Source organism: Flavobacterium panacagri, assembly GCF_030378165.1.
GTDB classification, from domain to species: domain Bacteria; phylum Bacteroidota; class Bacteroidia; order Flavobacteriales; family Flavobacteriaceae; genus Flavobacterium; species Flavobacterium panacagri.
The window spans coordinates 3,787,994-3,800,608 of the sequence record NZ_CP119766.1 but is presented as its reverse complement, the minus strand read 5'-3'; the positions used below and the strand labels follow the sequence as shown (position 1 = coordinate 3,800,608).

Here is a 12,615-nt window from a genome sequence, read left to right as displayed (position 1 = left end):
TTTATTGAAGCTTATTTTAATGTCTTAGCATTTTTTACACTTTGATCAGTTAAAGCAATTGCCAGAACTTCACTCATTTCTTTTACATAATGAAAAGAAAGCCCTTCTAAGTATTCTGCTTTAATTTCATCAATGTCGCTTTTGTTTTCATGGCAAAGAATAATTTCTTTAATACCAGCTCGTTTTGCTGCTAAGATTTTCTCTTTAATTCCGCCAACAGGCAAAACTTTTCCTCGTAAAGTAATTTCTCCTGTCATCGCTAGGCTTTTCTTTACCTTTTTCTGAGTTAAAAGCGAAACTAAAGAGGTCAGCATTGCAATACCAGCACTTGGGCCATCTTTTGGAGTAGCTCCTTCTGGAACATGCAGGTGAATATTGTATTTTTGAAAAATTTCTGTGCTTAATCCTAATTTCTTAGCATTGGCTTTAATATATTCTAGAGCAATAGTTGCAGATTCTTTCATTACAGTTCCTAGATTTCCTGTAATAGTCAAAGCGCCTTTTCCTTCAGAAATCAAAGATTCAATAAACAAAATATCACCACCGACACTTGTCCAAGCCAAACCAGTTACAACACCCGCAACATCATTATTTTCATATTTATCACGCTCTAATCTCGGAACACCTAAAATAGCAACAATATCTTCGTCTGTCACTTTTTTATTGTACTCCTCTTCCATTGCTACCGATTTTGCAGCATTTCTGATCACCTGAGCAATTTTAGTTTCTAAATTACGAACACCTGATTCTCTCGTATAACCTTCAACGATTTTTTCTAATTGTTTTTTACCAATTGTTAAATCTTTTGAAGTTAAACCGTGCGCTTCTAATTGTTTTGGAAAAAGATGTCTTTTTGCAATCTCTACTTTTTCTTCAATTGTATAACCTGACATTTTAATGACTTCCATTCTGTCACGCAAAGCTGGCTGAATAGCTGCCATATTATTTGAAGTCGCAATAAACATTACTTTAGACAAATCATATCCCATTTCAAGGAAATTATCATAGAAAGCACTGTTTTGCTCTGGATCTAATACTTCTAGTAAAGCTGAAGATGGATCACCGCTATTACCGCTTGATAATTTATCAATCTCATCTAAAATAAATACTGGATTTGAAGTTCCTGCCTTTTTCAAACTTTGAATAATTCTTCCCGGCATCGCTCCAATATAGGTTTTTCTGTGCCCGCGAATTTCTGCTTCATCACGCAAACCACCTAACGAAATACGTACATACTCGCGTCCTAAAGCTTCAGCAACTGAACGTCCAATAGAAGTTTTACCAACACCTGGAGGTCCTGTCAAACAAATAATTGGCGATTTCATATCATTTCGCAATTTTAAAACTGCCAAATGCTCTATCATTCTCTTTTTTACTTCTTCTAATCCGAAGTGATCTTTATCTAAAACTTTCTGTGCAAATTTCAAGTCGAATTTATCCTTAGAATACTCACCCCAAGGCAATTCTAAAAACAGCTCTAAATAGTTTCTTTGAATTCCAAAATCAGGAGACTGCGGATTCATACGACGCATTTTTGACAATTCTTTTTCGAAATGTTTCTGCGTTTTTTCGTCCCATTTTTTAGTTTTGGCTTTTAAGCCCATTTCATCCATTTCTTCTTCCTGCGAAACGCCTCCCAATTCTTCTTGAATGGTTTTCATTTGCTGATGAAGGAAATACTCGCGTTGCTGCTGATCTAAATCAAAACGAACTTTTGACTGAATGTCATTCTTCAATTCTAATTTTTGAAGCTCAACATTCATATAACGTAACGTCTCTAAAGCACGTTCTTTTAATCCATTTATCGATAAAAGACCTTGTTTCTCTTTTACTGATAAATTCATATTAGAAGAAACAAAATTGATTAAAAACGACTGGCTTTCAATATTTTTAATTGCAAAAGTAGCTTCAGAAGGAATATTTGGACTTTCTTTAATAATTTGAATAGCCAATTCTTTAACAGAATCTAAAATAGCCGTGAATTCAGAATCACTTTCATCTGGACGTTCTTCTGCAACTTCTTTAATAGTAGCTGTCATGTATGGCTCTTCGGAAACCACTTCGTCGATTTCAAAACGCTTTTTACCTTGAAGAATAACGGTTACATTACCGTCAGGCATCTTTAAAACACGTAAAATACGAGCAACAGTTCCTATTTTATGAATGTCATCTTTTGACGGATCTTCATCTTCTTCATTAATTTGAGATACAACACCTATAATTTTTCCACCAGCATTCGCATCATTAATCAATTTAATCGATTTATCTCTTCCTGCAGAAATCGGAATAACAACTCCTGGGAACAAAACAGTATTTCGTAAAGGTAAAATTGGCAGAGAAACAGGAAGCTCTTCATTATTCATTTCCTCTTCGTCCTCCGGAGTTAATAAAGGAATTAATTCTGCTTCTGAATCAAATTCTTGAAGTGACAGATTGTCAATAGTAAGTATTTTATGATTTGACATGATAATATATAAGTCGTTTTGTCATTAAAAAAATTAAGCCATCTGTAAAATCGGTATTACTTCATTAAGCTTTACCTGAAAACACCCACTGTTTTACATTTACTAGACAGGCCATAAAAATAGACAATCATTGTGCCAAATGCAAAATAAGTCAGTTCTAAAATTGGATTTAATTTCATTAGATAAAAAATTAAAAAAAAATAAAATTAATTTTATCAAAAGTGTAACAAATAAAAAAAAGCAAAGTCATTTATAAAAACCAAAAGCCATTACTTGAGTCAAAACAACCAAAATATCGAAGAATTAATTGCGCTATGTAAAAACAATAATCAGAAAGCGCAGTTTGAAATTTACAATCGCTATTGCAAAGCGATGTATAACGTTGCGTATCGTATTGTAAAAGATGAACATTTTGCACAAGACGTCATGCAGGAAGGATTCTTAAAGGCTTTTACAAAAATCAATGACTATAAACAAGAAGTGGCTTTTGGAGCATGGTTAAAAAAAATAATCATCAATTATAGTATCGATTTTTATAGAAAAAACAACTCTTTTCAAGTAGAAGACTTAAGCAAACAACTATATAAAATTGAAGAAAATGACGGAATTATTTCTGAAAATATTGACTTAAACAATCTTAAAGTAAAACAGGTATTGGATACAATTTTGCAATTAAAAGATAATTATAGAATGGTATTAACCTTATTTTATATTGAAGGCTATGATCAAGAAGAGATCTGCGAAATTTTGAATATTAGTTATGCAAATTGCAGAACAACCTTAAGCAGAGCAAAAGATAGTTTACGTAAAAAATTGGAAGAAATTTAAAATGAATTGGAATATGAAAAATGAAAAAGACAATTTAGACGAATTATTCAGCAAGTTTGAAAACCAGTGGGATATTGAGGAATTAAACCCCAATCATCAAATGGATTTTATGCAAAAATTAAATAAAAAAGAACCAAAGAAAAAATACTGGTTCGTAACAGCCATTGCAGCTTCTATTGTATTGATGATTGGCGTATCTATTTTTTACAAAAACGAAAAACCAAAAGAATTCAAATTTGCTTCTAAAGAAACTAAACGTACCGATTCTATTTTCAACATTCTAATTGATAACGAACTGGTTAAATTAAAAGAAAAAAGTTCACCGGAAAATGAGCAGATTATTAATGATGCATTAAAGCAAATGAAAACCTTTGATGCCGATTACCAAAAAATCATTAATGAATTGCAGAAAAACGGTGAAAACAAACAGATTATTTATGCTATGATTAGCAATCTGCAGACCCGAATTTCTTTTTTACAAACCGTTCTGAAACGAATTGAAGACAACGAAAAATTAAAAAACACATCTAATGAAGAAACGCTATAACTTACTAATTTTATTCCTTTTGATTCCTTTCTTGGGATTTTCGAATGACGATGCTTTTATTACCAAACAAAAAAACATTAAAAAAACATATATCGTAAATTCCAACGCTGGAATTGACATTGACAATAAATATGGCAACATTTCTGTATCTACCTGGGACGAAGACAAAATTGATTTGGATATCATAATTAAAGTTAATGGCCCTAACGAAAATTGGGTTAACGAACGTTTAAACAGCATCGATGTAGATATTACCGCTCTTAAAAGTATGGTTTCTGCAGTGACTAATCTTGGAAGTTCTTCTTTAAAAAGTAAAGGAAGTAACAACAGCTTTGAAATTAATTATGTAATTAAAATTCCTAAAAACGGTTCTGCAAAATTATTCAATAAATATGGTAATATCTCTACTCTAAACTTAGAAGGAAATTCTAATATAAGCTGTAAATACGGCAAAGTTACTTTGGGAAAACTAAACGGATCAAGTAATAACGTTGAAATTGCATACTGCCAGAATTCAAGTATTGAGTACATCAAAACAGGAAATATAAATGCCAGATATTCTGGACTTAAAATTAATGACTCAGGAAATCTAAATTTAAATACTAATTATACAGATGTAAATCTTGGCGATGGTGAAAACATAAAGTACGAATGTAATTACGGAAATTTTAAATTTCAAAAAATCAATTCTTTAAATGGTTCTGGAAATTATTTAACTATCAATATTGGAGAAGTTTCCAGCAACTTTAGCTTTGACACTAATTACAGCAAAATCAATATTGGAAACATGACTGAAAAAGCTGGAAATGTAAATATCAATTCTGGATATACTGACATTTCTCTTGGCTATGCAGCAAATTATGCTTTTGATTTTGATATTTCTACTAGGTATTCAAATATTAAACACGACAATACTTTAGACATTTCTGTTTCTGAGACCAAAAGCAATACTAAAAGAATAAGCGGTTTCTACAAGAAAAAAGGTCAAAACAAAGTTAATATCAGTTCTAATTACGGAAACGTTTCTTTAATAAAAAATTAATCATCTAAAAATCAAAACAATGAAAAAGTCAATTCTAATTCTAGCCTTAGCATTATTTCTAACCAATATAAATGTTAATGCACAATGGGGATCTAACAACAAAATAACTGGAAACGGCAAAATTACAACCCAAACCAGAACTACAGGAGATTATGATAGTATTAAAATCGCAGGTTTTTTTGATGTGGATTTAGTTGCAGGTAAAGAAGGAAAAATCACAATTAAAGGCGAAGAAAATTTACTACAAGCAATTAAAGTAGAAGTTGAAGGAAACGAACTAAAAGTGTATGTAGAAAGAGGAACTCAGATTCGTTCTAGTTCTGGAAAAAAAATTGAAGTTACTATTCCTTTTGAAAAAATTGCTGCAGTTACTTTATCAGGATCAGGAAATGTTAGAACTAAAGATAAAATTAAAAGTGACAACCTAACTGCTAAATTATCTGGTTCTGGTAATTTTGATTTAGATATAGAAGCTAATACTTTTGACTTAGCGCTGAGCGGTTCTGGTGATGTAACCCTAAAAGGAACTGCTAACTCTTTTACCAGCAAAATATCTGGCTCAGGAAATATAAAAGCATCTGAACTTAAATCTAAAATTGTTGATGCGAATATTTCTGGCTCAGGAAACAGTAAACTAACTTGTAATGAGAGCCTAACAGCTAGAGTTTCTGGTTCTGGAAATATTAAATATTTAGGAAATCCTGAAAAACGTGATGTAAAAGTTTCAGGCTCAGGAAGTATTTCTAAAGGTTAATTATTTATAAAAATATCACGAATTACAAAACTATCATCAATCAAATCATTAGCTGCAATTCGTGATATTCCTATCAAAAGACGTTTCATTAATTTGAAACGTCTTTTTTATGTACTCGTCTTAAAAGAAAAATAGCTGTAACGAAAAATATTCCTAAAATCACAATTGCCGCACGAGGACTTCCAGTAATCTGATCTATAATTCCGTAAACACACATTCCAATTACAATTCCAATTTTTTCAGCTACATCATAGAAACTAAAAAATGATGCTGTATCTTCTGTCTCTGGTAATAATTTTGAATAAGTTGAACGTGACAATGCTTGAATTCCTCCCATTACGAATCCTGCAATGGTTGCCATTACATAAAAATGTGTCGGTAAAAAGATAAAATAAACAATTACGCAAAAAACAACCCAAATAATATTAATTCCTATAAGCGTAGGAATATTTCCAAATTTCGCTGAAGCTCTCGATGTTAAAACAGCACCAACAACCGCTACTAATTGAATAATCAAAATACAAACGATCAATCCAATTGTACTTTGTTCTTTGGTTTCCCATTGAATTTCCTGAGCCCCAAAATAAGTGGCTACAAGCATTACGGTCTGAACAGCCATACTAGAAACAAAGAATCCTCCTAAATAGCGTTTTAATGGAATATTTTGATTTAGCAATGCCCAAACCTTTTTCAGCTCCTTAAAACCATTAAATACAACAGATTTTGTCAATTTCTGTCCTGTTTCTTTACTTCCTTTCGGTAAATAGTAATATGTATATTGACTGAATAAAATCCACCAAACTCCCACCATAACAAAAGAATAACGCATAGCTTTCATTGCTGCTTCTCCATCTGTTCCAGAGATTCCAAATAATTTTGGTTTCATAATCATCGCTAAATTGATAATTAACAAAATAACACTCCCGATATATCCTAGAGAATACCCTTTAGCACTAATTCTGTCTTGCTGCTCTTCGAAAGCAATGTCTGGCAAATACGAATTATAAAAAACCAAACTTCCCCAATATCCTAATAGGCCTAAAAAGTAAAATAACAATCCAACATAAATATTATCTAAGTCAAACCAATACAATCCCATACAAGACAATGCTCCTACATAACAAAAGAACTTCATAAATGATTTCTTATTCCCAACATAATCGGCAATTCCAGATAATAAAGGAGAAATAAAAGAAACTACCATAAAGGCAAAAGCAGTAATAAAACTAATTAATGCCGAGTTTTTAAGATGCATTCCAAAAACATCAATATAGTGATCACGATCTGAAAATAAGGCTTCGTAAAAAATTGGAAATACTGCCGAAGCAATTGTCAAAGTATAAACTGAATTGGCCCAATCATAAAATGCCCAAGCATTTAAAAGCTTCTTATCTCCTTTTTGTAGGTTTTTCATAGAAATGGTTTTGTTAATAGGCTACGAATTTATCTAATTTTTATCATAATCAAATAGAAAATTTTCAATTCATACATTATTAAATTATGAACTGCAATAAAAACAAAAAAGCTATTCAAAAACGAATAGCTTTTAGAAATTATATTTTTATACTTTCCTTTTATTTGATAGTCCCCACTTTAAGCGCAACGGCTTTAGCTTCTGGAATTAAAGCTTTTATATTAGCAATTCTCGTAGCATCGGAAGGGTGTGTGCTCATAAATTCTGGTGTTCCAGAACCGCCCGATTTTGCCGCCATTCTACCCCAAAAAGCGACAGCATCTTCTGGATTGTAACCGGCAATAGCCATTAAAGTCAAACCTATTTTATCAGCTTCGCTTTCATTACTTCTACTAAAAGGCAACATTACTCCTACTTCAGTTCCCATACCATAAGCCTGAGAAAAGATTTCTCTTGTCTGAGCTGTTTTGTTGCTTGTTGCCGCATCTAGAACTGCTCCTCCAATTGACTGTAGCTGTGCTGCACTCATTCTCTGAGCACCATGATTGGCTAAAGCGTGTGAAACCTCGTGGCCCATTACTGTTGCCAAACCTGATTCATTTTGCGTAATTGGTAGAATTCCGGAATAAACCACAATTTTTCCTCCTGGAAGACACCAAGCATTTACTTCTTTATTATCAACTAATTTATATTCCCAGCGATAATCTTTTAAATACTGTGATTGTCCTAAATAAGCTAAATATTTTTCGGCTGCTAACTTAATTTTATATCCAACAGTTTCAACAAGTTTTGCATCTGCTGTTCCTGTTATCACTTTATTTTCAGACAAAAATGTGCTGTATTGTTGAAATGAAGTTGGAAATAATTCACTGTTTGAAACAAAATTCAAGTTTTGTTTTCCTGTAATTGGGTTTGTTGCACAAGACAAAACAAGACTACTGAAAATCCCTAAAAACAAATATTTTTTCATAATTCGAGCTATTTTCGAACAAAAATACAATTATTACAAATTATTATTTTACAGAATTTAACAAAAAAATATCAGAATTATTATTACTCTCCAACAATATGAAGCTCATTAAACTCTTTATCAACAATTAAGAAATTATTGGACTCGAAACTAATTTTATCAAAATCAACTTTTTCATTGTCAATTTCTATTTCAGTTACCTTAAAAGGCAATCCAACTAAATTAATTTTATACTTGCTGTAAGGTGTATCATATTTCCCTTCTTTGTGCAACTGAATAATTAATTCTTTTTCTTTTCCAATTGTTCTTAAAGACAAGAAACTGTATCGACCTTTTTTGTAATCGTAACCATCTTGCGCATCTTCATACACTACTGATTTTTCTTTTCCATTTTTATAATACACATCCAGTGTCAATTCGTCAAAGTCTAATTCGCCGACATACTGCTGAACAGGATATTTTGGTATAATCGCACCTGCTTTTATAAATACTGGAATTTCATCAAATTTCGTATCAATCCAGATTTCCCTTCCTCCAATAAAAAGCTCATTTGTCCAGTAGTTATACCACTCGCCTCTTGGAAGATACATACGTCTACCTACAGCATTAGGTTCAAGTATTGGACAAACTAAAATTTGGTTTCCAAAGACAAATTCATCGTTGCGATAATGTGTTTGCGTATCATCTTGATCATAATAAACCAATGGTTTTAACATGGGAACTCCCTCTTCAATATACTGCCAAAACATGGTATATAAATAAGGTAATAATTGATAACGAAGACTTACAAATTTTCTAGTAATATTAATCACTTCTTCATCAAATGACCAAGGTTCTTGATTTCCATGATCTCCAGATGAATGTGTTCTACAGAATGGATGGAAAACCCCTAATTGAATCCAACGCGCATATAATTCTCCCGAAGGCTGTTCGGCAAATCCACCAATATCTGAACCTGTGAATCCCATTCCTGAAATTGACATTCTCTGCACCTGAATATTTGCAATCCATAAATGTTCCCAAGTTGCCACATTATCCCCTGTCCATGACGAAGTATAACGTTGTGCACCTGAATAAGCCGATCTTGTAATAACAAAAGGACGTTTTGGATAAACAAATCGTTTTACTCCATGATAAGTTGCCCTTGCCATTTGAGTTCCATATATATTATGAGCTTTTCTATGACTGCAAGGATTTCCATCATAAAGATGGCGAACGTCCATTGGAAATGTTTTATTAGGAACCTCCATAACAGCTGGTTCGTTCATATCGTTCCAAACACCTTTAACTCCAATATCTGCAATTAATTCTTTAAATAAACCTGCCCACCATTCTCTTACTGCAGGATTTGTGTAATCAGGAAAGTTACATTCTCCCGGCCATACTTTTCCTTTCATATAAGGGCCATCAGCTCTTTTACAGAAATAATCTTTTTCCAAAGCTTCTTGATAAACCCAGTAATCTTTATCAATTTTAATTCCAGGATCGATAATGACAACAGTTTTGAATCCGTCCTCGGCTAATTCTGCCACCATTTTCTTTGGATCTGGAAAATAATTTTTATTCCAGGTAAAACACCTAAAACCATCCATATAATCAATATCCAGATATATAGCGTCGCATGGAATTTTAAGTTCTCTAAATTTAGAAGTAATTTCTTTTACCTTACTTTCTGGATAATAACTCCATTTACATTGATGATATCCTAAAACCCAAAGCGGTGGTAATTCTGGTTTCCCAGTTAAATCGGTATAAGTAGTTACCACATCCTGCATCTGAGGCCCGTAAATGAAATAATAATTCATTTCGCCACCTTCTGCCCAGAAACTGGTAATATTTCTTCTCTCTTGACAAAAATCAAAGAAAGTTCTAAAAGTATTATCGAAGAATATTCCGTAAGACTGCTTATTATGCAACCCAATATAAAACGGAACTACTTTATACAAAGGTTCTTGATCCTTTTGATAAGCATATTGATCAGTAGCAAAATTCTCTACTCTTTTACCTTTAAGGTTCATCTGAGTAGCTTTATCTCCAAGACCATAGTAGCATTCTCCATCTTTAGAGAATTTACTCATTTTTACAATGTTACCACCATATTCATAACTTTCTTCCCAATGAAAACCAAGTTCGTCCTCAAGGATAAGAAAATCATTTAAATCGTAGACAGCTAAACGAAGATCCGCTTTCTGAATTTTACATTTTACCTTACTGGTTCTGATTTCGAAATAGGTCTCTTCTTCAGTAAGTTCTAAAAAATTATACCCATGAAGCTGGGTTTTATCAATGGCATACGAAAAATCGTTGCTAAAATAGCCCTTCGTAGTAAATCGAAATCGAATTAAACTGTCTCTAAGAATAGTAACTTTTAAGATTACCTTGTTATCCGTATTAAAGGAAATCGAATCACCTTCATGCTCGTAAGAAACGATTTTTGATGGATATAAATCGCCTTTGTATTCTAATGATGTGTTTGTAATCATATGGACAATGAATTAATTATAACAATAATCTCTATTTCAAACATACAAAAAAAGTTCATAAAGCCCTATGAATAAAAGGTTTAATCACGAAAACGTTTTTTCTGATTGAGTCGTAAATATTAGATCAAAAAAGCAGCAAATTGACAATTTTAAAACGATAAACTGACAAAAAGCTGCTTATATAAATAAATGTAGGATTTTTCTAAACGAAAGAATATACAGTTACACTTAAAGGAGGAAGAATTAATTCAACCGAAAAATCTCTTCCATCATATTTGAAAGCTTTTGTTTCAATTGAATGATGATTTCCAACACCGCTTCCTCCGTAAATCGAATTATCTGTATTAAAAATTTCTTTTAATTTTCCTTTTTTAGGAATACCAATTCGATAATTTTCCCTCACAACTTGTGTGAAATTACAAACTACAATTAGGTTTTCATTTTCATTATTTCCTTTTCTTATGTAAGACATCACAGCATTTTGGTGGTCAGAGTAATTGATCCATTCAAAACCTTCTGCTGAAAATTGTTTTTCATAAAGAGCAGGATAGGATTTGTACAAATTATTTAAATCTGTAATTAACGTTTTAATTCCTGAATGAAAATCATATTGCAATAAATGCCAATCTAAGCTTTGCTCAAAATTCCATTCTCCAGTTTGTCCAAACTCAGCTCCCATAAACAATAATTTTGTCCCAGGGTGTGTGAACATATAACCGTATAGTAATCTCAAATTAGCAAATCGTTGCCATTCATCTCCTGGCATTTTATAGATAAGCGATTGTTTTCCATAAACCACTTCATCATGAGAAAACGGAAGCATAAAATTTTCTGTAAACGCATAAGTCATTGAAAATGTCAAATCGTTCTGATGATATTTTCTGTAAACGGTTTCTTTTTGAAAGTATTTTAAAGTATCGTGCATCCAGCCCATCATCCATTTCATTCCAAAACCCAAACCGCCAAAAGATGTTGGTTTTGATACCATTGGAAAGGAGGTGCTTTCTTCTGCAATAGTTTGGACTCCATCAAAATTAGAATAGATTACTTCATTAAATTCTTTAAGAAAACTAATACTATCTAAATTCTCTCTTCCACCATAAATATTAGCTTCCCATTCGCCGTCTTTTCTAGAATAATCCAAATATAACATCGAGGCAACGGCATCAACTCGTAAGCCATCAGCATGATAATTTTGAAGCCAGAAAACGGCATTACTAATTAAAAATGCTCGGACTTCATTTCTTCCGTAATTAAAAACCAAACTTTTCCAGTCAGGATGATATCCTTTTCTGCGATCTGGATGTTCGTATAAATGAGAACCGTCAAAATAACCTAAACCATGTGCATCGTCAGGAAAATGTGACGGAACCCAGTCTAAAATAACACCAATTCCTTCTTGATGCAATTTATCAACCAAAACCATAAAATCCTGTGGTTTTCCAAAACGGGAAGTCGGTGCAAAATATCCCGTTAATTGATACCCCCACGAAGGATCATACGGATATTCCATTATAGGCATAAACTCGACATGTGTAAAGCCAGTCTCTTTAACGTATTTTACCAAATCATCTGCTAATTCCAAATAACTTAAAAAACGATTATGATCAGCTCTTCGCCAAGATCCTAAATGTACTTCATAAACAGAATATGGTTTATCTAATGCATTCTTATCTTTACGATTTTGCATCCATTTTTCGTCCTTCCATTTATAATCTAAATCCCAGACTACTGAGGCGGTATGCGGTGGTTTTTCACAATACAAAGCAAAAGGATCTGCCTTTTCTGTTACAACACCATTAATACTAGAGTGTATTTTATATTTATAAAGTGTTCCTTTTGAAATATAGGGAATAAATCCTTCCCAAATTCCTGATGAATCCCAACGAACATTTAAATTATGCTCTCCTTGTGTCCAGTAATTAAAATCGCCCACAACCGAAACCGACTGTGCTGTTGGAGCCCAAACTGCGAAATAAACGCCTTTTACTCCATTAACTTCAATTAAATGCGCTCCTAATTTTTCATATAATTTGAAGTGTTTTCCAGCTTTGAATAAATCGATATCAAAATCAGTAAAAAGAGAATGTGCGATTACTTTAGTCATGTTTA

Annotated in this window: 9 protein-coding genes; 4 read left to right on the top strand and 5 right to left on the bottom strand. The window is 32.5% G+C overall.

Annotated elements, in window-relative coordinates:
* Positions 1-11: 11 nt before the first annotated feature.
* A complete protein-coding gene (lon, locus tag P2W65_RS16645; protein WP_289659248.1) occupies positions 12-2,465 on the bottom strand; it encodes an endopeptidase La in 2,454 nt (817 codons plus the stop codon).
* A gap of 273 nt (positions 2,466-2,738) precedes the next feature.
* Between lon and P2W65_RS16640 the strand changes: the two genes are divergently transcribed.
* Genes P2W65_RS16640 through P2W65_RS16625 form a run of 4 tightly spaced genes read left to right on the top strand, consistent with a single transcriptional unit; the run spans position 2,739 to position 5,636 of the window.
* On the top strand, positions 2,739-3,293 hold the full coding sequence (locus P2W65_RS16640; protein WP_289659246.1) for an RNA polymerase sigma factor: 555 nt from the start codon (positions 2,739-2,741) through the stop codon (positions 3,291-3,293).
* 13 nt (positions 3,294-3,306) lie between these two features.
* On the top strand, positions 3,307-3,840 hold the full coding sequence (locus P2W65_RS16635; protein ID WP_289659244.1) for an anti-sigma factor: 534 nt from the start codon (positions 3,307-3,309) through the stop codon (positions 3,838-3,840).
* The gene (locus P2W65_RS16630) at positions 3,824-4,882 is read left to right on the top strand and encodes a DUF4097 family beta strand repeat-containing protein (protein ID WP_289659242.1); all 1,059 of its coding nucleotides are present in this window, start codon (positions 3,824-3,826) and stop codon (positions 4,880-4,882) included. The genes P2W65_RS16635 and P2W65_RS16630 overlap by 17 nt, the downstream gene beginning before the upstream one ends.
* Positions 4,883-4,901: 19 nt before the next feature.
* Positions 4,902-5,636, top strand: a complete 735-nt coding sequence (locus P2W65_RS16625; protein ID WP_289659241.1) for a head GIN domain-containing protein — start codon at positions 4,902-4,904, stop codon at positions 5,634-5,636.
* A gap of 88 nt (positions 5,637-5,724) precedes the next feature.
* Here the strand turns inward: P2W65_RS16625 and P2W65_RS16620 are convergent, their stop codons facing one another.
* The 4 genes from P2W65_RS16620 to glgB form a co-directional block, all read right to left on the bottom strand.
* Positions 5,725-7,050, bottom strand: coding sequence for an MFS transporter (locus P2W65_RS16620; RefSeq protein WP_289659239.1), 1,326 nt, complete (start codon positions 7,048-7,050; stop codon positions 5,725-5,727).
* Positions 7,051-7,210: 160 nt separating this feature from the next.
* Positions 7,211-8,020: a M48 family metallopeptidase gene (locus P2W65_RS16615; RefSeq protein WP_289659237.1), complete on the bottom strand. Its 810-nt coding sequence runs from the start codon at positions 8,018-8,020 to the stop codon at positions 7,211-7,213.
* Between the two features lie 83 nt (positions 8,021-8,103).
* Entirely contained in the window at positions 8,104-10,503 is a 2,400-nt protein-coding gene (locus P2W65_RS16610) for a glycoside hydrolase family 31 protein (RefSeq protein ID WP_289659235.1), read from the bottom strand.
* A 202-nt stretch (positions 10,504-10,705) separates the two neighbouring features.
* Positions 10,706-12,610: a 1,4-alpha-glucan branching protein GlgB gene (glgB, locus tag P2W65_RS16605; protein ID WP_289659233.1), complete on the bottom strand. Its 1,905-nt coding sequence runs from the start codon at positions 12,608-12,610 to the stop codon at positions 10,706-10,708.
* Positions 12,611-12,615 lie beyond the last annotated feature (5 nt).

Excerpts from the sequence above, each read along its gene's own strand:
- lon (WP_289659248.1), bottom strand. The coding sequence starts at position 2,465 with ATGTCAAATCATAAAATACTTACTATTGACAATCTGTCACTTCAAGAA.
- P2W65_RS16635 (WP_289659244.1), top strand. The coding sequence starts at position 3,307 with ATGAAAAATGAAAAAGACAATTTAGACGAATTATTCAGCAAGTTTGAA.
- P2W65_RS16630 (WP_289659242.1), top strand. The coding sequence starts at position 3,824 with ATGAAGAAACGCTATAACTTACTAATTTTATTCCTTTTGATTCCTTTC.
- P2W65_RS16625 (WP_289659241.1), top strand. The coding sequence starts at position 4,902 with ATGAAAAAGTCAATTCTAATTCTAGCCTTAGCATTATTTCTAACCAAT.
- P2W65_RS16620 (WP_289659239.1), bottom strand. The coding sequence starts at position 7,050 with ATGAAAAACCTACAAAAAGGAGATAAGAAGCTTTTAAATGCTTGGGCA.
- P2W65_RS16615 (WP_289659237.1), bottom strand. The coding sequence starts at position 8,020 with ATGAAAAAATATTTGTTTTTAGGGATTTTCAGTAGTCTTGTTTTGTCT.
- P2W65_RS16610 (WP_289659235.1), bottom strand. The coding sequence starts at position 10,503 with ATGATTACAAACACATCATTAGAATACAAAGGCGATTTATATCCATCA.
- glgB (WP_289659233.1), bottom strand. The coding sequence starts at position 12,610 with ATGACTAAAGTAATCGCACATTCTCTTTTTACTGATTTTGATATCGAT.